This window comes from Cellvibrio sp., from assembly GCF_039207905.1.
Classification (GTDB): Bacteria; Pseudomonadota; Gammaproteobacteria; order Pseudomonadales; family Cellvibrionaceae; genus Cellvibrio.
This window is the reverse complement of sequence record NZ_JBCECX010000026.1, coordinates 17,403-42,656: the sequence shown is the minus strand read 5'-3', so window position 1 is coordinate 42,656 and position 25,254 is coordinate 17,403. Positions and strand designations below refer to the sequence as shown.

The 25,254-nt window shown below is 46.1% G+C and carries 22 protein-coding genes; 6 read left to right on the top strand and 16 right to left on the bottom strand.

All coding sequences use genetic code 11. The features are described 5' to 3' along the window. Positions 1 to 99: 99 nt before the first annotated feature. Both dnaQ and AAGC78_RS15450 read right to left on the bottom strand, forming a co-directional pair. Positions 100 to 813, bottom strand: coding sequence for a DNA polymerase III subunit epsilon (gene dnaQ, locus AAGC78_RS15455; RefSeq protein ID WP_435784998.1), 714 nt, complete (start codon positions 811 to 813; stop codon positions 100 to 102). 18 nt (positions 814 to 831) lie between these two features. Then, positions 832 to 1,713, bottom strand: a complete 882-nt coding sequence (locus AAGC78_RS15450) for a methyltransferase domain-containing protein (RefSeq protein WP_435784997.1) — start codon at positions 1,711 to 1,713, stop codon at positions 832 to 834. 137 nt (positions 1,714 to 1,850) lie between these two features. Between AAGC78_RS15450 and gloB the strand changes: the two genes are divergently transcribed. Together gloB and AAGC78_RS15440 are read left to right on the top strand one after the other, a co-directional pair. Further along, on the top strand, positions 1,851 to 2,642 hold the full coding sequence (gene gloB / locus AAGC78_RS15445) for a hydroxyacylglutathione hydrolase (protein ID WP_435784996.1): 792 nt from the start codon (positions 1,851 to 1,853) through the stop codon (positions 2,640 to 2,642). 290 nt (positions 2,643 to 2,932) lie between these two features. Next, positions 2,933 to 4,486: a LysM peptidoglycan-binding domain-containing protein gene (locus AAGC78_RS15440; RefSeq protein ID WP_435784995.1), complete on the top strand. Its 1,554-nt coding sequence runs from the start codon at positions 2,933 to 2,935 to the stop codon at positions 4,484 to 4,486. A gap of 58 nt (positions 4,487 to 4,544) precedes the next feature. On the opposite strand, the gene ypfJ is transcribed toward AAGC78_RS15440, so the two are convergent. Next, positions 4,545 to 5,432 (bottom strand): KPN_02809 family neutral zinc metallopeptidase, encoded by an 888-nt coding sequence (gene ypfJ / locus AAGC78_RS15435; protein WP_435784994.1) that lies wholly within the window; start codon positions 5,430 to 5,432, stop codon positions 4,545 to 4,547. Between the two features lie 278 nt (positions 5,433 to 5,710). Here ypfJ and pgm point away from each other — a divergent pair, with 278 nt between their 5' ends. After that, complete coding sequence (gene pgm, locus AAGC78_RS15430; RefSeq protein ID WP_435784993.1) at positions 5,711 to 7,351, top strand: phosphoglucomutase (alpha-D-glucose-1,6-bisphosphate-dependent); 1,641 nt, start codon at positions 5,711 to 5,713, stop codon at positions 7,349 to 7,351. Between the two features lie 92 nt (positions 7,352 to 7,443). Here pgm and AAGC78_RS15425 read toward each other — a convergent pair whose 3' ends face one another. After that, positions 7,444 to 8,301: a pirin family protein gene (locus AAGC78_RS15425; RefSeq protein WP_435784992.1), complete on the bottom strand. Its 858-nt coding sequence runs from the start codon at positions 8,299 to 8,301 to the stop codon at positions 7,444 to 7,446. A gap of 52 nt (positions 8,302 to 8,353) precedes the next feature. Then, complete coding sequence (locus AAGC78_RS15420; RefSeq protein WP_435784991.1) at positions 8,354 to 9,256, bottom strand: LysR family transcriptional regulator; 903 nt, start codon at positions 9,254 to 9,256, stop codon at positions 8,354 to 8,356. 139 nt (positions 9,257 to 9,395) lie between these two features. Between AAGC78_RS15420 and AAGC78_RS15415 the strand changes: the two genes are divergently transcribed. Beyond that, positions 9,396 to 10,427, top strand: a complete 1,032-nt coding sequence (locus AAGC78_RS15415) for a zinc-binding alcohol dehydrogenase family protein (protein WP_435784990.1) — start codon at positions 9,396 to 9,398, stop codon at positions 10,425 to 10,427. An 18-nt stretch (positions 10,428 to 10,445) separates the two neighbouring features. Here AAGC78_RS15415 and AAGC78_RS15410 read toward each other — a convergent pair whose 3' ends face one another. From AAGC78_RS15410 to AAGC78_RS15375, 8 genes are all read right to left on the bottom strand, one after another. Next, positions 10,446 to 10,844 carry an OsmC family protein gene (locus AAGC78_RS15410; RefSeq protein WP_435784989.1) on the bottom strand — a complete coding sequence of 133 codons (399 nt, stop codon included), beginning with the start codon at positions 10,842 to 10,844 and terminating at the stop codon, positions 10,446 to 10,448. A gap of 18 nt (positions 10,845 to 10,862) precedes the next feature. Further along, a complete protein-coding gene (locus AAGC78_RS15405; RefSeq protein WP_435784988.1) occupies positions 10,863 to 11,195 on the bottom strand; it encodes a glutaredoxin family protein in 333 nt (110 codons plus the stop codon). Positions 11,196 to 11,198: 3 nt separating this feature from the next. After that, a complete protein-coding gene (locus AAGC78_RS15400) occupies positions 11,199 to 11,678 on the bottom strand; it encodes a pilin (protein ID WP_435784987.1) in 480 nt (159 codons plus the stop codon). 18 nt (positions 11,679 to 11,696) lie between these two features. After that, complete coding sequence (locus tag AAGC78_RS15395; protein ID WP_435784986.1) at positions 11,697 to 11,951, bottom strand: GNAT family N-acetyltransferase; 255 nt, start codon at positions 11,949 to 11,951, stop codon at positions 11,697 to 11,699. 102 nt (positions 11,952 to 12,053) lie between these two features. After that, a complete protein-coding gene (rimO, locus tag AAGC78_RS15390; RefSeq protein ID WP_435784985.1) occupies positions 12,054 to 13,457 on the bottom strand; it encodes a 30S ribosomal protein S12 methylthiotransferase RimO in 1,404 nt (467 codons plus the stop codon). Between the two features lie 168 nt (positions 13,458 to 13,625). Continuing rightward, positions 13,626 to 15,548 carry a methyl-accepting chemotaxis protein gene (locus AAGC78_RS15385; protein WP_435784984.1) on the bottom strand — a complete coding sequence of 641 codons (1,923 nt, stop codon included), beginning with the start codon at positions 15,546 to 15,548 and terminating at the stop codon, positions 13,626 to 13,628. Between the two features lie 190 nt (positions 15,549 to 15,738). After that, the gene (locus AAGC78_RS15380) at positions 15,739 to 16,686 is read right to left on the bottom strand and encodes a hypothetical protein (RefSeq protein WP_435784983.1); all 948 of its coding nucleotides are present in this window, start codon (positions 16,684 to 16,686) and stop codon (positions 15,739 to 15,741) included. Positions 16,687 to 16,822: 136 nt separating this feature from the next. Then, the gene (locus tag AAGC78_RS15375) at positions 16,823 to 17,998 is read right to left on the bottom strand and encodes a MalY/PatB family protein (RefSeq protein ID WP_435784982.1); all 1,176 of its coding nucleotides are present in this window, start codon (positions 17,996 to 17,998) and stop codon (positions 16,823 to 16,825) included. Between the two features lie 121 nt (positions 17,999 to 18,119). Here AAGC78_RS15375 and AAGC78_RS15370 point away from each other — a divergent pair, with 121 nt between their 5' ends. Further along, positions 18,120 to 19,076, top strand: a complete 957-nt coding sequence (locus AAGC78_RS15370; protein WP_435784981.1) for a substrate-binding periplasmic protein — start codon at positions 18,120 to 18,122, stop codon at positions 19,074 to 19,076. An 84-nt stretch (positions 19,077 to 19,160) separates the two neighbouring features. Here the strand turns inward: AAGC78_RS15370 and AAGC78_RS15365 are convergent, their stop codons facing one another. The 3 genes from AAGC78_RS15365 to AAGC78_RS15355 form a co-directional block, all read right to left on the bottom strand. Beyond that, the gene (locus AAGC78_RS15365) at positions 19,161 to 20,801 is read right to left on the bottom strand and encodes a PQQ-binding-like beta-propeller repeat protein (RefSeq protein ID WP_435784980.1); all 1,641 of its coding nucleotides are present in this window, start codon (positions 20,799 to 20,801) and stop codon (positions 19,161 to 19,163) included. Between the two features lie 521 nt (positions 20,802 to 21,322). Next, positions 21,323 to 23,497 (bottom strand): 5-histidylcysteine sulfoxide synthase, encoded by a 2,175-nt coding sequence (gene ovoA / locus AAGC78_RS15360; protein WP_435784979.1) that lies wholly within the window; start codon positions 23,495 to 23,497, stop codon positions 21,323 to 21,325. 88 nt (positions 23,498 to 23,585) lie between these two features. Continuing rightward, positions 23,586 to 24,440: an ATP-binding protein gene (locus AAGC78_RS15355; protein WP_435784978.1), complete on the bottom strand. Its 855-nt coding sequence runs from the start codon at positions 24,438 to 24,440 to the stop codon at positions 23,586 to 23,588. 122 nt (positions 24,441 to 24,562) lie between these two features. On the opposite strand from AAGC78_RS15355, the gene AAGC78_RS15350 reads away from it, so the two are divergent. Next, on the top strand, positions 24,563 to 25,240 hold the full coding sequence (locus AAGC78_RS15350) for a response regulator (protein ID WP_435784977.1): 678 nt from the start codon (positions 24,563 to 24,565) through the stop codon (positions 25,238 to 25,240). Positions 25,241 to 25,254 lie beyond the last annotated feature (14 nt).

Below are 25,254 nucleotides of genomic sequence, written 5' to 3'. Positions count from 1 at the left end.
ACCGCCGTCGGGCAAATAAGCAGCATCAAGCACGGGAGTTGCCACACATCTCTCACTTGTACATTTTTCATCTGTGCGTTTTTTATTCTTGTTCTTGTCTTACTGGCGCAACCAAACGCAGTTATCACCACTGCTTTTGGCAATAGCGCCAAGCTTTTGCTCATGCCTTTCAAGCTCTTCTGCCGTAGCGGTAATCACCGGCAACGGCGTGCGACTTGCGGATAAACGGCGGATCTCGTTTTGACCTCCACCATCTTCGCTCTTGGATTGATTGCCGCCAAGCGACAAAGCCGTTTGTCCGCCCGTCATTAATAGATAGACGTCGGCCAAAATCTCGGCATCGAGCAATGCGCCGTGCAACTCACGTTGGGAGTTATCTACACCGTAACGCTTACAGAGCGCATCCAGATTGTTCTTTTGCCCGGGATGCTTGGCTCGCGCCATTAACAAGGTATCAATCACATGGCAGCGGTCGCTGATGCTGCCAAACCCGGGGCGCAGCATATTCATTTCATAATTGATGAAGCCGATATCAAACGCCGCGTTATGGATGATCAAATCAGCATCGCCAACGAACTGGATAAATTCATCGGCAATTCGGGCGAATACCGGCTTATCTGCCAGCATTGCGTTACTGATACCGTGCACGGCTTGCGCACCCGCATCAATTTCACGCTCCGGCTTTATGTACTGATGGTAATGCCGACCCGTCAAACGGCGGTTAACCAACTCGACACAACCAATCTCGATGATCCGGTGCCCTTGGGAGGTTTCAAGACCGGTGGTTTCAGTATCCAGAACAATTTGACGCATCTTCTAAACTCTTGAAATTTAAACTCTATTGTAATGCGTAGTGATAAAAGGCGAGCGCATACGCAGATAAGATCGCAAGCCGGGTGCAGGGCCAAGAATTCGCGTTACCGCCATACCAGGTAACGGGCGATACTTCTGCCACGCCGGCTTGATGGGTGTTAACGGAATATGGTCTTTGCGCGCGACCACCATGTAAAACCCGCCCCATGGCGAGTGCAGCCTTTTACTCCAGCGCTCTATCCATTGCAAATGTTTAATCGCATTTTCCTGCGGCAATGGCGGACGAAAAAAGCCTTTGTAAATCGCAACCGGCTCCATATCCAGCAAGGTCAACCAGTCCAGCAAACGCCCCAAGCGCAAATATTGGAAGCGCCAGCGCGCTTTAGACTTAAAGATACGCGCAAGACTTGTACAAATCCCCCAGGGACTCCAAGGATTAAATCCGACCACGATAATATGACCACGGGGAATCAGAATCCGTGTGGTCTCGCGCAGCAGGTGGTGTGGGCTTTGGCTGTAATCAAGGCTGTGATGCAAAACCACTGCATCAATGGATTCGCTACCCAACGGCAAATGATTAAAGTCCACTAACGCACTCAACCGCTGGTTTTGCTCAACTTGCGGATGTAATACAAAACGATGGGAAATCCGGCTCTCTTCGGTTAAATCAATACGTCCGCTTACACCCAGCTGCAACAAGTGATAACCAAACACTGTCTGAAGCCCATCGGCAACAGCTTCTTTTTCCTCCTTGAGCAAAGCATTACCCAAAGGCGACTCAAACCACTCGGTTAGATCGGCAATAGACTCGCGCATCGGCAATACGCCGAAGCGCTTTTTCCAGAGCGAGGAAAAACGAATAAACAGTCGATGCGGTGCTTTTATCAGCTTGCGGTGCATTTTTTGCCCTCATCACCCAATATCAGCGTCTTTAAATAAGGATCTTTCCAATCTAGCACAAGAGGCAGGGACAAATTAGCATTAAAACATCTGTGCAGAGCAGCGTAGAATAACGCAGAATTCAGAGAGGTTTGGCCGTGCTAACGATTACCCCTATTCCCGCGCTTGATAGCAATTACTTTTGGGTGATCCAACCAACAACAGATAGACCTGATGTCTACGTCGTTGATCCCGGCGATGCAGCGCCGGTTATCGATTTCCTGATCCGCAACCAACTACGTCTCGCCGCGATTATTGTCACCCACCGTCATCACGACCATACCGATGGTATCGCCGATATTCTTGAATGCTGGCCAGTACCCGTTTATGGCCCCAAATCAGAACGGATCCCCTCAGTTTCTCACCCACTTGCCGACGGAGATCTACTGCAATTAGATGGACTGGAGCTTCATGTGATAGGCGTTCCCGGGCATACATGGGAACACATCGCCTACTTCTACTCCGGTTCACAAGCACCACATCCACTGCTGTTTTGTGGTGATGCCCTATTCGCAGGAGGATGCGGGCGACGTTTTGATGGCACCGCTGAAATTATGTGGGACTCGCTGCAAAAGCTGGCCGCACTACCGGACGATACCCGAATCTACTGCGCCCATGAGTACACCCTTACAAATCTCGAATTCGCCCAAGCAGTAGAACCTGACAACACCGAGCTTAGCCATCGACTTGCCCAGGTAAAAGACCTTCGCGCGCGCAACCAAATAACCCTTCCCTCAACTATTTTGTTGGAAAAACGAACAAATCCCTTTCTTCGCTGTCAACAACCTGGCATCAAAGTCTTCACAGAAGCAACAACCAGGCGCCAAATGAACTCTGACGCTGAAGTATTTGGTGCCTTACGCCTGATCAAAGATACCTGGCCGAATTAAAGAACTCCCGATTACATCAAATGGGATAAACACAGAATTCAAAGCCCCGACCAGCTCTCAGCAAGGCTGTGAACGGCTGCCCTTATTCCACATTAAGCGTTGACCCATGCGACGGCACCACCTAGAATCCGAGATCTGCAGCCCCCAAGGAGGGCGGAGGTAATCACTAATAGCCGTTATTTTAATTAAAAAATAGGATAAAAATCCTAATTCGTAAGAATAACGATAGCAAAACTCAACCGGATTTTTCAGCCTGACAAACTGGAAAAATAACCCTGAAAAGTGACCCTATGAATCTTCAACACCGAGCATCGCGACTGCCGTTGTGCATTTTAGTAGCCGGATTTATTGCTTTGGCTGGCTGTAGCACGCTAAAGAAAGATGACGAGCCAACTGCCGCAGCTAACACCATTGAACCTGCAGCCCCCACCGAAGAAACTGAATTGGGGGCAAAACTGCGTGAACATACCGGCGATTACGGAAATTTGTGGGAAGAAATCGCTGACGGATACGGATTGCCCGATATCCATGACAGTAAAGTTGATAAAAACCTTCGTTGGCTATCCAACAACCAGCGCTACCTTGATCGCATTACCGAACAAAGCAGACCTTATCTTTTTTACGTAGCTAACGAGCTGCGTGAAAATGGCATTCCTATGGAGATGGCCTTACTTCCAATTGTTGAAAGTGCCTACGATCCATTTGCAATGTCACCCAGCAAGGCCGGTGGCTTTTGGCAATTCATGCCGCAAACCGCGCGCAATTTTGGCCTGAAGCAAAACAACTGGTATGACGGCCGCCGCGATATTGTTGCCTCAACCGATGCGGCTGTTCGCTATCTGAAACGCTTGAATACTATGTTTGATGGCGATTGGCTGCTGACCGTGGCGGCATACAACGCCGGTGAAGGCACCATCCGACGCGCAATTGAAAAAAATCGCAAACAAGGCAAAGGCACCGATTTCTGGTCACTCCCACTTTCACAGCAAACCCAGTCTTACGTTCCGCAATTGCTCGCGCTATCCAAAGTAGTAGCCGACCCGGATAAATACGATCTTGAACTCAATGAAATTCCGAACAACCCCTACTTCACCACCGTGAATGTCGATTCAACTATCGACCTTGCACAAGCTGCGCGCATGGCTGATATAGATCCAAAAGAATTGCGTAACCTCAATGCTGGTTACAGCAGATGGACTACTGATCCAACCGGCCCACATCAATTATTAGTTCCCGTTGCCGATGCGGCACAATTCACCCTTAACCTCGACAAACTACCCAAAGTTGAGCCGGTAAAAATTGCGGGCGATTACAAAGTAAAATCGGGTGATACCCTTGGCGCGATTGCCAAACGTTTTGGAACCAGCGTCGCTGCAATTCAATCGGCCAACAATCTTAAGTCTGCGCAATTAAAAGTCGGTCAAAGCTTAAGCATCCCGGGCCAAGCACCATTAAGTTCTCCTTACGCAATGCAAGCAGAGCAAGAAATTGCCCAGCGCAAACAAAAAAATACCGGAACCTATTACACCATCAAATCAGGTGATAGCTTTTGGACTATCGCAAAACAACACGATACCAGCGTTAACAATTTGCTGAAGTGGAATGATTTGCCTGCTAACGCAAAATTAAAACCCGGACAAAAATTGTTGGTAGTCAATAAAACTGCTGTGCAACCTGTCGATAACAAAATCACCTATCAAATTAAGAATGGCGATACCCTGCACAAAATCGCACACAAATTTGATGTATCCAAAAAAGATATTTTGAGCTGGAATAAAGTAAAGGATGAAAGCTACATTCATCCCGGCCAAGAGCTGACCATTTATCTCACAGCGAAAAACTAACATCACCACCAGAAACAAAAAAGCCAGCAACTGCTGGCTTTTTTGCTTTATAAAAATGCTATTTAAATGTGTCGCACGCTTCTATCTTTCCCTGCTCAAATCCGCGTTTAAACCAAGCCACTCGCTGTTTTGACGTACCGTGAGTGAAACTCTCTGGCCGCACCACTCCGCCCGCTTGCTGCTGTAATTTATCGTCACCAATTGCCGATGCGGCATTTAATGCTTCTTCGATATCACCTTCCTCCAGCATCTGGCGATCTGTATCTGCGTAGTATCCCCAAATTCCCGCATAACAATCAGCCTGCAACTCCTGTTTAACCGATAGCTGGTTCGCTTCTGCTTTGGAGGCACCCTGTTGTGCCTTATTTACCTTGGCAGAAGTTCCTAACAAGGTTTGTACGTGATGCCCTACTTCATGGGCAATCACATAAGCCTGGGCAAAATCGCCGGGCGCACCCAACTTGTTTCTCATATCTTCATAAAATGCGAGATCGATATAAAGCTTATGATCCGCCGGACAATAAAATGGCCCCATTGCCGATTGCGCATACCCACACGCCGAACTCACCGCATTGCGAAACAACACCAACTTCGGTTCTTGATAAGTCAGACCCAGCTTTTTAAATTCCAGATGCCAGGTAGATTCGGTATCCGCCAACACGACCGACACAAAATCCGCCAATTCCTGATCTTTCGCCGACAACTGTTGCTCACCAACAGCCGCACCTTGCGGATTTGTCGCCAGCTGTAATAAATCAACGCCAAGTAATTTGGCACCGAAGTATCCAACCACACCGATCAACAGTAATATCCGGCCCGCTTTTGTGCGTAACAAAAACGGCAGTATCCGCGCAATAACGGCAATCCCGCCCATCGCCATTGAGGGGCCACCGGAGCTGCGCAGATCTTCAACATTATTGCTACGACGCCCATCTTTCCAACGCATACCAATCTCCTCAACTAAACCAACCTGCTATGCGATTTAAACCACGGTATTGTTTACCCGACCTGCAGTAGTCTTCACCCACTCGATGGTGTTTAGAACTGGAAAATATCACTTCCAGACAAAACACTATCGCACCAAACCGCGCTACTATAGCTGCGACAATCAACCAGCGTCGGATCGTTAGATAACAATGCACATCATATTCCGGTGCGACGCATTAAGGCCATATTGGCGACCGCTTATTTCAATAAGTACATCTGCAAAATTCAGGAGTTTTTATGCCTACGAGCCCTTTGGCTGGCCAACTTTTACCCGCAGACTTGTTGGTAGATCTTCCTCAACTGATTGAGGCTTATTACGCCAATAAACCTGATGTCGCGATTCCAGAGCAACGGGTCAGCTTCGGCACTTCCGGACATCGCGGTTCGTCGTTCAAAACCAGTTTCAACGAAAACCATGTTCTTGCGATTACCCAAGCAATTTGCGACTACCGCAAACATGTCGGTATCAACGGCCCACTCTATATCGGTATTGATACACACGCCCTTTCCGAGCCGGCGCAAATCAGCGCAGTAGAAGTGCTTGCCGCCAACGGCATCGACATCATGCTTGCGAAAGACGGCGAATACACACCGACACCCGCTATTTCCCACGCAATCCTTACCTATAACCGTGGCCGCACTTCAGGCTTGGCTGATGGCATTGTGATTACCCCGTCGCACAACCCGCCCGATAATGGCGGCTTTAAATACAATCCACCGAACGGTGGCCCGGCTGATAGCGACATCACCAATTGGATGCAGGCGCGCGCAAATGAGTTGTTGGAAAATAATCTGCGCGATGTAAAACGCATGGACTACCTGCAGGCAATCAAAGCAGCAACCACCCATACCCATGACTACATAGAGCACTACGTCAGAGACTTGATCAACGTGGTGGATATGGACGCAATTCGCGGTGCGAACGTCCATATGGGCGCAGATCCGCTCGGTGGTGCCGGTGTTAATTACTGGAGCGCGATTGCCGATTATTACCAGTTGAATTTGAAAGTACTCAACACCGCGGTCGACAAAACCTTTTCGTTTATGACGGCCGACTGGGACGGAAAAATCCGCATGGACCCATCATCCGCTTACACCATGCAAGGTATGGTTGAGCGTCGCAATTTGTTTGATGTCGCCTTTGCCTGCGATGCAGACCACGACCGCCACGGTATAGTCGCGCCTAGCTGCGGTCTGTTGCCACCCAATCATTACCTTGCCGTCGCAATTGAATATTTATTCCAAAACCGTCCGCAATGGAAAGCAGATACTGCAATTGGAAAAACCGTTGTCAGTAGCGCGATGATTGATAAAGTCGCACAGAAAATTCGCCGTCGCTTGTACGAAGTTCCAGTGGGCTTTAAATGGTTTGCACCCGGCCTATTTGATGGCTCACTCGGTTTTGGTGGCGAAGAAAGCGCAGGCGCTTCCTTCCTGCGTATTGATGGCAGTGTGTGGACTACTGATAAAGACGGCATCATCCCGTCGCTATTAGCGGCGGAAATCAAAGCTAAAACTGGCCGCGATCCCGGCGAGCGCTACAAATTACTCGCGGATGAATTTGGCCATGCTGCTGAAGCGCGTGTAGAGGCACCCGCAAATACTGCGCAGAAAAAAGCGCTGTCTAAATTATCTCCCGAGCAAATCACGTCAACCGAACTCGCTGGCGACAAGATCGAAAACATCTTGACCAATGCACCAGGCAACAACGCTGGTTTTGGCGGAATTAAAGTGATGAGCAGCAACGGGTGGTTTGCGGCGCGCCCATCGGGCACTGAAGAAATTTATAAAATCTATGCCGAAAGTTTTAAAGGTGAAGAGCATTTGCAGCAATTAATTGCAGAAGCACAAGTCATCGTGGATAAAGCAGTTTCGTAATAGATAACCTGCGCAAAAAAGAAATAAAAACGCCCGACACTATCGGGCGTTTTTATTTCTGGGTTTTGGTCTTTCACTGCAAATGAAACGTTCTAACCAACCGTCGGTAGCGGAATCCAATCTGTTTCTCCTGCCACCATCGCAAATCCACCGTTAGTCCAGCGTTCGCCTGCTGCACGCACTTTTTCGCGCGACGATGCCACAAAATTCCACAAAATAAATCTTTCACCCGCAAGCGGCTCTCCACCGAGCAGCATTAAACGCGCGCCGCTGACCGTTGCGATTGTGGCATTTTCATCTAACACCGCCAAATGGAACTCCGACACTTCTTCGCCATTAACCGTCACATTACCGAAGACAACATAAACAGCTAATTCCTGACCGGGGAAGTCGGGAGAGTATTGCGAATCGGCGCCGAGTGCTATATCAAGATAAGTCGTGGGACTTGCAGTTTTGACGGGAGATGTAACACCGAAGGCTTCACCGATAAGCACTTCAACACTCATGGTCGGTAAATTTACCGAAGGAATAACATCTGCCGGATAATGTGCAAATGAAGGTTCGCAATCTTCAACTTCTGTCGGCAACGCCAACCATGTTTGAATACCTTCCACTGTTTTATCCTGCTCGCGCACATCTTCAGGCAAACGTTCCGAGTGCACTATTCCATTGCCTGCCGTCATTAAATTGATTGCACCCGGTTCGACACGCTGATTAAAACCCAAACTATCGCGATGCATCATCGCACCGGTAAATAAATAGGTGACCGTAGCCAAGCCAATATGCGGATGCTGGCGAACATCGCCTGCAGTTGTACCTGCTTCAAAATGTGCAGGCCCCATATGATCAACAAAAATAAAAGGTCCAACACGCTGTTTCAGTCGCGATGGCAGCAAACGTTTTACCGTAAAACCAATTTCCTGCGTGCGCGGGGGAATGATTAAAGTCATGGTGTCATCCTCTGATTTTATTGAAAAAGCCTAACAGGCTTAACTAACACGATTAAAATTGTTGTAGATGTTTTTCAAGATGCGTCAATAAAGCAGTCAATCGAAACGGTTGATATTTCCGCTCTTTATACACCGCGTAAATAGCGGTAGATTGCCCTTCGTATTTTCCATCCAGCAAGGTCACCAATCGACCGTGTTTAATATCATCACGCAAATCGATCGCAGATTTGTAAACCACACCGTGCCCGGCAACACCCCAACGACGAACGACTTCACCGTCATTTGCATTACGATTACCTTGAATCGGAATTTCAACTAATTCGTTGTTGCGATAAAAAATCCAGTGATTATAAGGCCGATCATTGCGATAAAAAGACAAACAATTGTGCTGAGCTAAATCTTCCAGGCAATTTAAAGCTGGCATCACGTTAATATACGCTGGTGAGGCGGCGAGCAAGCGGCGATTATCGCAAAGCTTGCGCGCAATTAACGCTGAGTCACGCAGATCACCGTAACGGATAACAAGATCCAACCCTTCCCTATATAAGTCCTGCATCATGTCGGAAAAGTTCAGCCGCAGACTCACACGCGGATATTGCTGCTGAAACTCGTCAAGGATATTGAGCAACAAATGGCGCCCCAGATCCGACGGCAATCCAATACTGATTTCGCCCGCAACCGATGTTTGCAAATTGCGCAATTCAGACTCTGCATCATCCAAGGCGCCTAAAGCATGCTGTACATAGGGAATAAGACTCTCGCCCGCCGCACTGAGACTAAGGCTGCGTGTAGTGCGCTCCAAAAGACTCACACCCAGGGCCATCTCCAGCCGTTTGATAGCAGCGGAAACAGCGGCGTTGGTAATGTTTAATTGGCGCGCAGCCTCACTCATATTGCCGACATCAGCAACGCGCAAAAACAGTTCCAAATCCTTTAACGAATAGGTTTTACTCACGACAACTCCCGCTGACTGCTGCAATTATCAAAAATTAATTGATAGTTATTAAATCAATATATCCATTATCAAATGTATATCCAAGTCATAAACTAACTCCATGTTGAAATCTTGCCAATCTCTCGTAATGGAGCCACATATGAAAGCAGTCGCACTCAAAGCCTATTTACCAATAAATAACCCCGAATCCTTGCTGGACGTCGAACTGGATACCCCAAGCCCACTAGGGCGGGACTTGTTAATTGCCGTTTCAGCTGTATCGGTCAATCCCGTCGATACCAAGGTCCGCGCCCCAAAAGACAAAATTGAGCCTGCTTATCGTGTGCTGGGATGGGACGCGGTGGGCAGGGTTATATCGACTGGCCCGGATGCGACACTGTTTAAAGTCGGCGACGAGGTTTTCTACGCGGGCAGCATCGCACGCCCGGGAAGCAACAGTGAATTTCAGCTTGTTGACGAGCGTATCGTGGGACGCAAACCTACATCACTCAGCAATGCACAAACTGCCGCCCTTCCCCTTACCGCGATTACCGCATGGGAAGGTTTGTTTGATCGTTTACAAATAGCGCAAAACAAAATTAAAGAAACTGAAGCACCTAAAACATTGTTAATTATTGGTGGTGCAGGCGGTGTAGGTTCAATTGCAATCCAGCTGGCAAAGCAATTGACCAATGTAAATGTGATTGCGACTGCATCGCGCAGCGAATCAATTGATTGGTGTAAATCACTTGGAGCCGATCTAGTGATTGATCATAGAGGATCAATGATTGAACAGTTGCGCGCGCAGCACATTGATTATGTCGATTATATTTTTTGCCTGAACAATACCGACCAACACTGGCAAGCAATGGCAGAGTTGATTAAACCTCAAGGTCACATTTGTTCAATTGTTGAATTAAGTGGTGCAGTAGATTTGAATGCACTAAAAAATAAATCTGTCAGCTTCACCTGGGAACTGATGTTTACCCGTTCACTGTTTGAAACTGACGATATGATCGAACAACATCATTTATTGAATAGAATTGCAGATTTAGTCGATACTGGAGCAATCAAAACCACCCTCAATAAAACATTAAGCCCAATCAATGCAGACAATTTGCGCACGGCACATGCGCAAATTGAATCTGGTAGCACTGTTGGGAAACTCGTATTGGAAGGCTGGTCAAGTTAGTGCAGGTTCATTAACCCACTAAGCTTGATGATGCGTACTAATGTTAATTGTGGCATGAGACAGCAATTTATGGATCGGGCATTTTTCAACGATATCCAACAATTGCTGTTTCTGCTCATCGCTCAAGCTACCCACAAACTGAATATTCAGTGCGAGGTTATACTCGCCTGATTTTTCTTTGCTGCTATCACGTTCAATATCAATATTGATACTTTCCAACGGCATACCGCGACGCTTCGCGAACATAGTCAGCGTAATCGCTGTACAAGCTGCTAATGATGAATCCAGCAAACCGTGCGGATCAGGTGCTGAATCCTCGCCGCCAAGGCTGGTTGCCACATCGGCAAATACATCATGGCTGTCGATGCTAATACGCTGGCGATAAGTTCCGGTTTCGTCTTTTTGTAATTTAATCATTTTTAAACTTGCCCTATTTTATAGCTGTAACAACTTCTTCATTGTGTTTGGATCGTAACCGCGCAACACTTCACCGCGAATGACAATCAAAGGAATTCCACTACCGCGCAGCTTATCGTACTGAGCTTTGCCTTCCTGAGATTTTTCGATGTCGTATTCAACATAGGCAATATTGTGCTGCTTAAAAAACTCGCGTGTCTTTTTGCAGTAACCACACCAATCTGTTGCATATAAGACCACACCTTCAGGATGCCCTGCGGAAAAATCCGGAGGCGGACTAAACTCGTCGCGTAATTTATTCCAGTTTAAAAATATACCTAGCGCAATCAATAGCAACAAATATTTCTTCATCGTTTAAATCCGGCAATTCAAGGGTAAGTCTTTCAACTCCAAATCCGTACGGTTTTCACCTACCGCTTTCATACCCGCAGGCACTGCAGCTTTACCACAAATCCAGGAAATAGGGCTTTCAGGCGACCCCTCTACCATGATCGGTTGAACACTGATAGTTTTGTTTTTAATCGCTGCATGAGCCTTGTTGCCAAAGTGGATATGAAACGCACCATCTTTTAAATCGATGCGATCTACGTAATTACCCAATAATTTTTCGGCAACCGGTATGCCGGCTTCCTGGTTATTCTTTAAAAATATTTGTGCACTTTTATGATAGAAGGCCACCAACTTCTTGTAGTCGTCAATGAGCTCCATCGATTCGATTACTTGTCGGCGCGCAACGGTAGGATCGGGCGACGGCATCGCGAGCAATGCCAATATCGCGATGACGCCAATTACTATCAGCATCTCAATTAATGTAAAACCATTTTTTCTTATCACATTGAATCCTTATCAATATCAACGAATAAACTTTGCCACATACCAGCAGCTAGCGTGCAATTCATAACCCTGCTCTTTCGCCCATGCTAAACCGGCACGCACTAATTTTTCAGCAAGGCCTTTGCCGCGAAACTCGGGCGGCACATAGGTGCTATTAAAATCGACAGCGGCATTTCCCTCGCGGGTAAATAAACGGTAGGACATTACCGCATGACCGCCGTCATTTGCGATCACAAATCGCTGTTGATTGGATAAATGCTGTACATCTGTCATGGAAAACCTCCAGAATTCTTTACCAGTGTATAGGTTAGAGCAAAAAAAAATCCCCCAGTGCCTGCGCAAATGGGGGATTTTTTCGATAAGTGGAGCTTTACCTTACACTTTGGTACCCCAAAGGTCATATTCATCCGAATGCTCGATCAACACATCGACCAGATCACCCGGTTTTACGTCTTCTTCACCATTGAGATAAACGCAGCCATCAATTTCGGGAGCATCAGCGAAACAGCGGCCAATTGCACCCTCCTCGTCCACCTCGTCGATCAACACCTGTAATGTCTGCCCTACCTTTAATTTCAGGCGCTCGGTGGAGATTTTTTGTTGCAACAACATAAAGCGGTCGTAGCGTTCCTGCTTGATGTCATCCGGCACATGATCCGGCAAATCGTTGGCTTTTGCACCCTCAACTGGCGAGTACTGGAAGCAGCCTACGCGATCCAATTGCGCCTCTTCGAGGAAATCGAGCAACTGCTGGAAATCATCTTCCGTTTCACCGGGGAAACCCACAATGAAGGTGGAGCGGATCGTCAGGTTAGGAACCTGTTCACGCCAACTCTTTATACGCTCCAAAGTTCTTTCCACTTGGCCCGGGCGACGCATTTTGCGCAGCAAGGTTGGGCTAGCATGCTGGAACGGGATATCCAGATAAGGCAGCACCTTACCTTGGGCCATCAGCGGGATAATATTGTCCACATGGAGATACGGGTAAACGTAGTGCAAACGCACCCAAACGCCCAACTCACCCAATGCAGCCGCCAATTGGTACATATCGGTTTTAAGTGGGCGACCATCCCAGAAATCGGTGCGGTGTTTGATATCAACGCCGTAAGCAGATGTATCCTGGGAAATCACCAGCAGCTCTTTAACACCAGCCTTTACCAAGCGCTCAGCTTCGCCCATCACTTGGCCGATAGGACGGCTGACCAACTTACCGCGCATATCAGGAATGATGCAAAAACTGCAGGAGTGGTTACAGCCTTCCGATATCTTCAGATAGGCGTAATGGCGCGGAGTTAACTTGATGCCTTGTGGCGGCACCAGATCAGTAAAAGGGTTGTGACGCGGATTAGGCGGTAAATGCTCATGCACTTGTGAGAGCACTTCTTCGTAAGCATGGGCACCGGTAATGCCCAATACATTCGGATGAATCTGGATAATTTCGTCTTTCTTGGCGCCTAAACATCCAGTCACCAACACTTTGCCATTCTCTGCCAGCGCCTCACCAATCGCACCCAAGGATTCCTGTACGGCAGAATCGATAAAGCCGCAGGTATTCACGATCACCATATCGGCATCGTTATAGCTTGGAACAATGTTGTAGCCTTCCGTGCGCAACTGGGTAAGGATTCGCTCGGAATCGACCAGGTTTTTAGGGCAGCCCAAGGACACAAAACCAATGGTATTCCCTTTGTTGCCACCCACTAGCGCCTGATTGGCAAGCGTTTTGGCAGGAGTATCCAGAGTTGTGGTTTGCGAGGGATCGAAGGAGTTTACAGTCATAGTGTCTCGTGCAACTGGAGCAGCTGGAAAAAAGTCGGCGGATTGTACATGAAGTGCGAAAAACTTCCATCCAATATTGGATAAAAAACAACCAGAAAGATGTGGCGCCATATTAAAACAGGCGCCAGTCAGGAATGATTAACAACAACTCGAATAAACTGGCTCGAATCAGGCTTTATAGGTCGAAAGCTGCCGCTGGATTTCTTCCGTCAATTGCGAAACCTCTTCCGCCGAACGCAGTGTTTCCTGCACGCGTTGGTGATTTTTGCCGCTGTTAGTATTGATGCGGGTGATATTGAAATTAATATCCTCCGCGACTTTGCTCTGCTCACGCACAGATGAAGATATCTCTTGATTTAGCCCACTCAAATGAGAAACGGCTGACAACACTTGCTGGATTGATTGGCCCGAATCATCCGCCGCAGCAACGTTTGTATGCACCTGATCTTCTGCCAAGCGCATTTGCGAAAACGCATTCAGGGAGTTGCTCTGGAAACGCTTAACCATTTTATCGACTTCTGCAGTTGATGCCTGGGTACGGCTTGCCAGAGAGCGCACTTCATCAGCCACCACAGCAAAACCGCGCCCCTGCTCACCAGCGCGCGCTGCTTCGATTGCAGCATTCAAGGCAAGTAAATTCGTCTGCTCGGCAATAGAGCGAATAACATTAAGCACTGCGCCAATTTCATTACTGGCATCTGCTAGCGCTTCTATTCCGTGTGCAGCTTGCTCAATATTAGTTGCCAATGCTTGAGTCGAATCTATAGATGTTCTTAAATTGCGATATCCCTGCTCTGAGTCATGTCTCGCCTTGTCTGCAACCTTAGCAACAGTATCGGCATTATTTGCCATTTGTTCAGCAGACGTGCTCATTTCATAGATAGCACTGGCGATATTATTGATGTCCTGGTTTTGCATCACCGCTGATTCATTTGATTGTGCGGCAATTGTTTTCAATTGATTAGCCGATGCAAATAATTTGTTTGTTGCGCCTGCCACCGAATTAATCGTCTTCTGTAAACGATCCATTAAACGATCAAACCCTTTAGCTAACTCAGCCAATTCATCGTGACCTGCCGAATTAAAGCGCAAGGTTAAATCACCTTCACCACTAACAATATCGCGCAAACGCTGAGTTGTTTGATGCAAGGGTTTGATCACAACAGCCTGAATAAGCTGATGAACAATGAATACCATTATCAAGCCACCTAAAAGAGTAATTAGAGCAGTCTTGATAGAAATAGCGGCAACTATTCCGTTAATTTCATCATCGGAATAAGCCGTAACAATCTCGTAATTCCACGGGCCAAATGAGGTTTTTTCCAGCTGCCAGCCGGATACTTTACCGTCAAGAATCGCACGGGCATCATCTTCACTAATATTATCGGAATGCACACGAATTGCCCCAAGGTTATCGCGAATCACCACAAAACCATTGGTTAGCACGCGGCTTTTTTGCACTGCGGTAAAAAGCTCTTTCAAATCCGCTCGATAACCAACATATAAAATACCGATAGTATTGGATGAAGCATCCTTGATTGGCTCATATCCAGTGAGATAAGGATTACCTAAAATATCAACCAAACCATAAAAAGATTTACCCTGCTGAATCTCTTTAATCGCGGCGCCTTGTGGTGCAAGCACAGTACCCACTGCTCGCCCCGTAGGTGTCATTACATTGGTAGAGATACGCACATAGTCAGCACCATCGCGCGAGAAAATTGTTGCGGTGCCGCCCATGATGGTCGTTACTTTATCAACCAGTCCAAATTGATTCCCAATCGCGGCGTTACCCAATAACAGATCAGGCACATCGCGATCATTCACCCGAATTTTTTCACTTTGTGTCGGTTCACCCAGTTGGCCAGCATAATCTTGTAACAGCGCCATGCTGTTCTTTACACGTTCGTCCATAATCGCATCAATAACACCAAGTAAGCGGACCGATTCATCGCTAATGCGCTTGCTCTCGGTAGTTGCTTGATCACGTACAAGCCGACTTTCTATCATGTAGAAAGTAATAGCTGTTACCGCCAAGCCGCCTAAGACAATCGCCACCAAAGCAAACATGAATTTCTTGGTAATTGACATAAAAGAATATCTCGATAGATCCATTCGTTTTCATATTGTCGCCAATATGTACTATTGGGTAATTCTAGCCTGATGTGTGGGTTTTACGAGGGGGAGGCGCCACTTAAGCGGATATCAGGTGATTTTTTAAGATAAACGAGAAAACCAATATCTCAGTTTTCTCGTAAGAAGATATGGAGTTAAGAGTTAATCACATAGGTTTTATATTCACGAAAGCACTATATATGCCCTCGTTATCAAACGCTGCTATTTGAAACTCATAGTCGCCCTCCAGATTATCAAAATAATAGGCGTCGATATAACTGTCGTTAATCATGACGCTTTTATAACGTGTATCTGTTTTGCGTTTATAGCGCAATTCGTAACCACCAAGCTCCGTTATATCAAGAAACTCACCGTTCTCCCGTTGATTCGGAGCCGTCCAATAAACTTGTACCGCTCCATTCACTTGCGCTGAACTTGAAGTCGAGGAGGCTAAAGATGATCGCGATATAGCCGATGAACTTTTAGATGAACTGCTCAAAATCGAACGGGAAGATGATGAGGATGAGGATGAGGATGAAAGCGACGCACTGCTCGGAGCTGAACTCAGAGTCGGTGACGAACTGTCAACTGGGGAAATAATTACTGGTGATTTGCTGCTAGAGGAACTTTTAGACGATACCGGCGCAGGTGTTGTAACACCACCAGAGGACGAACCACCAACCGGAGGAACTTCGACTTGAGGCTGGGAACTGGCTGAAGAAGATGCAGGCTGACCAATTATCGGATCAGATGAAACACTTAATGAGCTTGGAGCTTGAGTTTGACCTGTATTATTAGAACTAGCACCACTACCACCGCCCCCGCCGCCACATGCCACTGTCAAAAGTGGAGCAATGAAAACCATTACTGCTGTTGTTTTACGTATTCGCTTCTGCCAACCAAGACTGGATTTTAACTGGCTGCGATTGATATAACCCAGTTCAATTAATACTTCACCCAATTCCTGTTTGTAATGATCAGGAGCACCATCGTGCGCCGCTTGAAGTCGACGAGTTTGCTGCAGCTCGATTGCTCGTGATAATTGGTCGCGTGAAATTACCGCCCGCTCCACTAATAAATCACCAAGACGTGTAGATTTGTGTTCGCTAATCATAAGTAGCCCCTCGTTAACCGTCTATGGAGTTAAATCGTTCCAATGCAATACTGCTGGAAGGCTTTATTCATCTTTAAATAAAACTTTTCATAACACATAAAACTAAAAAAACATTTCCACATCAGCGCTCTAAGAGTCACTGACGCAACAAATCAATTTCTCCCTTGATACGCGCCAAAGCCTCACTGATCACCGACTGTCGAGTGCCAATATTCATCCGCATGTATCCACTGCCACCTGCACCAAATACATATCCAGAATTCATTCCAACTTTGCACTGATGAATAAAAAAGTCGCGTAATTGTCTGTCATCCATATTTAATTTACGGCAATCCAACCAAAGTAGATAAGTTGCTTCAGGTGCATTGATACTAATTTCGGGAATATTCTCCCTGATAAAATTGACTGCAAAATTCCTCGTAGATTCCAGATAGCGCATTAAGGCATCTAACCATGCATCCCCTTCCCGGTAAGCTGCCTCAAACGCCGTCATACTCAAAGGATTGGTATTACCGACATGCAAACTTTCAAACACAAGACGCATAGCCTTCCGTTGTTCAGCATCGGGAATAATCAGTGCAGACAAACCTAAGCCAGGAATATTAAAGGTTTTATTGGGTGCAATTGTCGTAATGATTTTGTCACCCGGTTGGGCGAGTCGCCCAAGCATCGTATGTTGTACGCCAGAATAAACCAGATCACAGTGGATATCGTCCGAAAGAATGGTTAAATCGTAACGCCGCGCGATATCCAAAACCCGTTGCAACTCAGCCTCGTTCCATACCCGTCCAACAGGATTGTGAGGGGTACACAGCATCAATAGACGCGCGCCCTGCTTTGCGCACATTTCAAGATGATCAAAATCAATTTGGTAACACCCATCCACTTCAATTAAGGGGTTATCGAGCAACTTACGATTATTGGTGGTTACCGCAGAAAAAAATGGAAAGTAGACGGGTGATTGAACAATGACCCCCTCGGATTCTTTTGCGAATGCCTGCACAGCAGCAAAGAGCGAGGGCACAACACCAGGTGCAAATAAAATCCACTCACGTTCGATAGTCCATTGATGACGACGTTGAAACCACTCGATTATCGATTGATAAATGCTTTCCGGATAGAGCGTGTATCCAAACACCGGATGACTGATGCGTTCGTGCAAAGCACGGGTGACACATTCCGGAACCGCAAAATCCATATCCGCAACCCACAAAGGGCTCACATCAGCAGTACCAAAATACTGCTGACGACCATCAAACTTTACTGAGCTAGTATTTTCGCGATCAATAGGAAGGTCAAAATCAAAAGTCATGCAGAAGTCCATTAGAAGAAAATCTAGTCAATTTACACAACCAAAATCCAAGGGTAATGAATAATGATTTTTACCACATTAAGTGGTCAAGTTCTCAAAACTTATGTAAAGCAGGTTTTGTTTGGGCACAAGAGCGCAAGTTCTGGGCGATAATGGGGCACTTTCGGCACTACTACTGCTTGCTATGAAACTATTCCTACAATTTCTTTTTGTTTGCTGTGCCCTACCCGTATATGCAGCAAACACACAAATACCGATAACTACTGTAACGATTCCGTATATGGAGGTAGAGGCTTCCCATCGAGCTTATGCAGATGCTGTGTTGGAAGCAGCCTTGGAAGCGTCCAAAGAAAAATATGGGCCATACCAAATTGTTCAACAGCAGCAGCAAAGTGTCATCAAACGGCAACTACTTGAACTGGAAAAAGGCAATAGCATCTCGGTTGCAGTATCAATGCCCACTCAGGAATGGCTTGAAAAAGCACTACCCGTGCGATTCCCGCTTATGAAGGGTATATCCAGTTATCGTCTTTTTCTCGGTAACAAAATTAACCAACCGCTATTCAATAACATAAAAACATTATCCGACTTGAAAGAGCTGAACATTGGGCAAGGCCCGGGCTGGTCCACCGGAAAAATCCTTGAAGATAATGGTTTTAAAGTGGTTTATGGCGGGCCATATCCAACAATTATCCCTATGCTCGAAGCCAACCGTTTTCCATTATTGATGCGCAGTATCTTTGAAGTACAACCCGAGCTTAATGCATATAAAAAAACCATGCCCAATTTAACCATCGTTGACAACTTCGCCATTTACACTTATTTGCCCATGTACTTTTTTGTTGCCAAAAACCAGCCTCAATTAGCTGAAAGGCTTGAGTATGGTTTAAGAAAAGCACATACAACGGGCAAGTTGGATAAGTTGTTTGATACTTATTTTGCAGATGATCTGAAACTACTAAAAAATAAAAAGCGCAAAATATTTCGATTAGCCAATACAAATATCGACAAATCTTACTTTATCAATGATAAGCCTTATCTGTTAGATCTAATTATTAAACAAGAAGAGCAGAAATAGATGGAGGGTATAAAAACTATTAAGATAAAAACCACTCAGCCGTTGAGTATTTAAACTAACAACAGCTTGAGTGGCCTTAAAAAACTATTTTGAACTCAAGTCAAAGGCAATCAAACTGCCATTACTCTCCCTCGCCCCGACCGCAAGCACAAGTGAACGGCGATCAGTAATAGTTATCATACCTGGCGCATCATATTTCCATACTGAATTTTTAGTATTTAGATCAATTGCATATATCCGAGCATTAGTGCTGACAAAAAGCAGATTCTTTGTAACTACAACATTGCGATGAAAACTATTGTCATCCGTTGCTGGCGGAACCCAGCTCCACAATACTTTCCCTGTTGTTTCATCAATTGCATCTATAGCAACAGGATTATTCTTACCCGCATAAATAATACCCTTACTAACAGCAAAAAATGTTTGATATGAGAATTCCGAAGTCCATTCGTAAGCCCCGCTAGACACATCGAAACTTGATATAACCCTGCTATCATAATGTTCGACATTACTACTTGCCCTGCCGCTAAATCCACCACCACTGAACGCCAACACGTTATTTCTACCACCTAGAACAGGAGCACCGTGATAATCATAATTAGAGTTCCCAAACGGATCAGCAATGCTCTTGTGAATTTTACCGTCCAGCTTATCAATGATCGACAATTTTGCTCCGTCGTGGGTATACACATACTTATCGTCTATCGCAGCAGAATCCATTCCCCAAGAAGTTGTTGGTGATGCAAGCCATAACTGAGCCCCAGTTTCTGCTGAAAATGCAGTTGCCGATCCGCCATAATAACCACCAGTCTGCACCACAAGATCTCCGCTGATCGTTGGAGCTAAATAATGCCCCCATTGAGATGAAAAGTTGGCTTGAAATTGCAATCTATTATCTTGACGATTAATACTCCACAGCTTGGTATTCTCATGCCCAGACGTTGCAATGAACAAACTTTTTTCATTAATTGCAGGTGGATTTAAAGCAGGAATATTGCCGAATGAAACTCTCCATAATTCCGAACCTTTTTTCTCATCCAATGCAATAACTGCAGCATCTCCAAAATAAACATCAGTAGAAACATACACCGCGCCACTGCCAGCAACCGGAGCATTTATTCCACCAATAGGTTCATTGGAAGTATCGCGTTTCCACTCCCATAACTTTGCAAAATTGCCGGTATCAACATAAATAGGAACGTAGCCATTATGTCGCGCATTCGCTTGATGGGTTTGCCATTCAGGAACTTTCGAAATTCGTAAATTAATTTCCAACTCTGCACCCGAGCCGGAAAATTGACTAGTACAAGCTAGTTCCTTGCAAGCAACAAATGAAAGTTTGGAGCTGTAATCTCCCGCAGCGAGCGAATGATTGGTAAAAGTATCAAGCTTAAATTTACCGGCATCAGCTTGCGCCACTACTGATCCAATAGTATTTTTTTGACTGTCAAGCACCTTTATGTAAACAACATTACTTCCAAGATTAGTTGCCGTCCAGTTTCCTTCAAAGCTGACCGGAAACTTATCCCCTTCACTTATATCAATTTCCACTTTGGTTGAAATAATCTGCACGGACACGTTAGGAACAGGAGTCGGATCTGGTTTTTTAGATCCGCCACCGCCACCGCCACCGCCACCGCCACCGCCACCGCCACAACCAACCACTAAACTTGAAATCAGGATGAGGGATAGCCTTTTATACAAACTCATTAACTTAATCTCCATATTTGATTCTTAATCGTTTTCTGCAAAACGGCTTACAAAAAAGCAAGTTACTATACCGTTACGGCAGATAAATTCCTATTGAGATCATATCTCAACTCCATCATCCCTTCGCCCACTTGCTGAACCGACCTCAAGCGCATTACTAGGCTCAATAATTGTCATGGAAAAACTGGCCGGCCCTTTCTGAGTGCGACTGAGCCCATCTGGACAATCAATTCCTACCATTGGCAGCGTCGCTCATCGCACGATGAACCTTTTATATATCACCCTGCAAGAAATAGATATTTTCTACGATGATAGCAATAACGCCAATATGTTTAATGAATTCGGGATAACTGGATTGATTGACGCCTGCTAGCGGAAACAACCAATTCAGAGAGTGATCTTCGGTGGCAATAAAACCACCGAAACTTGCGGCGGTGTAATGCAGGTTTTCATTGTTGTTCCTTAGCCTGATTTTACATCAGACTAAGGATACCAACTTTTTTGGCAGTAACTGTCAGGTAGGCTCAATCAACTATTTAATTAACCCGCTCCCAAAAAGTCACCTCAGAAAGCGTATGCTGGAACTTGCGTTTGGTTTCGCGAATTACGAATGGAATTTCCTCCTGTCCGCGCACCAAACGAAAATGCTCGCCTAATTGGGCGTTCAATCCGTCCAGTGTTGTGAAGCTTTCACCATCCTTTTTAAACCCTCCCACCCAATCCTCACGCGGCGTATGCTCGGCCAACCATGTGTAAGGTGATGCCAACATGAGGATTCCACCCACATTCAGGCGTTCGTGGATTGAGGTAAGGAATTTTGCGGGGTTGTAGAGGCGATCAATAAGATTGGCTGCGAGAATAAAATCGTAACCTGTAAATATTGGCTTAAGATTACACGCATCGCCTTGGGAGAAATCAACTTTGTTTTTGGTTTCTGATAAATCCAAATCAGCGAGTGAGCGCGATTTATAAGAGACAAGCTCCCCCTCATCGGCCAAGGTGTAACGAAGGGTATCGCCACTCGCAAGTTGCACGCCGAGATTGATAAAGCGCGCAGAAAAATCTATGCCGGTCACTTTATCGAAGTGACGAGCCAACTCAAACGTGGCACGACCAGTTGCACAACCCAAGTCTAATGCTTTGCGTCTCGGTTTATCGACAAGAACCTCGGCTGCCAAATCAACAAGTGCTTTGGAAAAATTGGGCACGCCAAAATATTCGTCACCGTAGTGAAATTCAGCGTATTCCGACACTAGTTTGTCGGTTTCATAATGGGAACTGGGCACAGGTTTTATTTCTCCGGAAACAACATAGCGGAAACCCGCGTGTTGAAAAAAATGGCGACGGAATGCGTAGCGCGATGAACGCAAACTTTCATTACCGCAGGAAATCCAGGAGCCGCCTTTAATTAAATTGTGGCGCTCGTCGAATGTTGGTGTAGTGAAGTCATCATAAATGGCGTGAACTTCAAAGCCTTCAAATGGGTAAATGGGTGTTTCAGTCCATTGCCACACATTCCCTACTACATCGTAAAAATCGCCGTGTGCAAATTGAGTTATCGGACATGACGATGCGCCATGATCAAGCTGGATATTTGCATGTGCAGGCTGTTCACTGATATCACTTAATCCAGCTGTGTCATATAAACGATACCATTCATCTTCGGTTGGTAATCGCACTGGTTTTCCAGTTTCCGATTTTTTCCAATTACAAAACGCTTTGGCTTCATGGTAGTTAACCTCCACCGGCCAATCCCATGGCATGGCAACCTCTTCAGTCATCAGCCGCAAAAACCAACCGTTAGTTTTTTTCACCCAAAATGTCGGGTGCTGTGCTTTGGTAAAGGCAAGCCAACCTTTTCCTTCTTCTTCCCAGTTGTGGGAATTTAAATAACCACCTGCTTCTACAAATTGCAAAAACTCCTGGTTGCTCACCAAAAATTTTGCTGCATCAAATGCAGGTACTTGGGCTTCATGATTTCCATACTCATTATCCCACCCGTAAAACGAATCGGATTTCTCTTTACCCAAACGCACCTGCCCTGCACTTACTTTTATCAGCTCGTTTTGTGGAGCCACTCCGGTCGCGCGATTCGGCTCCCACTCAGGAGATTTTTTAACGAACTCCAATTTATGCTGGCGAATTAAAACAGAGGATGTTTCAAGATGGATACGCTCATGTTCAATTCCCATAATGATCGCCCACCAGGGATTATTCCAATCCACCGGCATTTGTAGCGGAGCATTATCGATCAAATCCAACACTAAAGCGCGCACCTGATCGCGATAGATTTTCACCTCTGCTGGTGTCGGCCACTGATAGTTGGAATCATTGAGATCATCCCAACTCATTTCATCCACACCTACCGCAAATATTGATTCAAAGCGCTGATTGACGCGCTCATTAATCATGCGGGTCAGCAATAATTTATTGACGAAAAAAGTCGCCGTATGTCCGTAATAAAAAATAAGCGGGTGGCGCAGGCTTATCGATTTAGTGTAAAACGCTTGATCGCTTGCAAGACATTCAAACAGGGATTCATAGCGATCGAAGGTACTGACAAAATAATTGCGCAACACCTTCCGAAATTCAGGTTCATCTATGTCGCGCAGATTCGGTGTGCGAGTAAAAAGTGGATTGATGTCGTCAGCCAAATTAACCTGTAATTCCAAAGGCGCTTTGCGCAAGCTGGTTTGCCCTGAATGCATCATTAAACTCCTGAATTAGTTCCTATTGGTAAGGTGACCTGCAGCATGTTGCATGAGCTTGATTAGCGCCAATGTATTACAACAATCGACTTTATTGGCTACGGCCAACGTAATCTTTTGCAAATTGCCATGCAACACGACCACTGCGTGCACCACGAGTTCTATGCCATAACAACGCCGCCTGCTCCGTCGATTCACTCCACTGCCCACCTAAATGAGTCACCCAATGATGGGCTGCAGCGAGATAGTCGTCTTGTGAGAATGGGTAAAAGCTCAACCACAAACCAAATCGCTCCGATAGGGAAACCTTTTCCTCGATAGCATCATTGGGGCGAACCTCGCCGTCTTCATAGCTAACATCCAAATTTTCGCGCATCTTTTGCGGTAATAAATGACGGCGGTTACTGGTGGCATAGAACAACATATTCGCACTGGGAGCAGAAATAGATCCATCCAGCACCGATTTCAGCGCTTTATAGCTAATTTCACCTTCTTCAAATGAGAGATCATCACAAAAAATGATGAACTTTTCGGTTCGCTCGCCCACCAAATCAACAATATCGGCCAGGGACAACAGATCCGTTTTGTCTACTTCAATGATTTTTAGTCCTTGATCGGCAAATTCGGTCCACACCGCCTTGATGAGCGTGGATTTACCTGTCCCGCGCGCACCAGTCAGCAGCACGTTATTGGCTTCTTTACCGGCCACAAATTGCCCGGTATTACGCACAATGGACTGTTTTTGCGTGTCGATATTCTTTAGGGCATCCAAACTGATGCGGTGCGGGTGCTTTACTGCTTGGAGATAACCGCCACCACTCGTTAAGGTACGCCAACGGAACGCGCTGGCACTCCAGTCGGTATCTGGTCGCTTTGCGGGCAATATTGACTCAACGCGCTCAACTAATTGTTCAAGGCGGGAAATGAATTGATCTAATTGGGACACAACAAAATTCCTTAAAATCAGTTTCGGCGAAACGGGAAGTCTGGACTATATTGTAAGAAGCTACTTTTCTCCAGACCTGTCCGGCGGCATAGGTCGATAACGCAAATACGCATAGGTTTTTTATGTTCAGTAAGCAAGAACTTCAGGTAATTGGCCAAACATTACTCCAGCGACGGGACTGGCTCACCAAAAATATCAATAAACCTGAACTAGCGAATTCCAAAGCCCAAAACGAAAGAACCCTGCAATCGATTGAATCGTCATTATCCAAGATAAGCGCGCAATTACGTGACAGTAGTGGTGAAGAAGTCCACCGTGAGCAAGTAAACCACTACATATCCCAACCAACCGTATCCCCTATTCGCCAAGCGGCCTTGGCGCGCAGACAGGAATTGGTGCCAGGGCAAATACGGGTGCTATTAGTAGATGATGATCAAGTGATCTGCGAATTGGTTGCTGCCTACTTACAAGCCGCCGGGATTCACCTGATCGACTTTGCCAATGACGGTATGCGCGGCATTAGCATGATGTACGAAGCCAATCCGATTTATGATTTAGTGTTGTGTGATTGGAATATGCCAAGTAAATCGGGGATTGAAGTACACAGCGCGATGCGCGCGGCAGAACGCTATATGGCGACGGTGTTTATGCTGGTGACGGCAGTGAGCGAAGCCAAACAAATCCGCTCGGCGATTGAAGATGGAGTTGACGATTACGTAGTTAAACCGATTGAACAAGACAAGTTGCTGAAAAAGATTGCGCGATTTTTTCCGCACATCAAACCTGGTGATGCGAACTGATTGTTCGCATCACC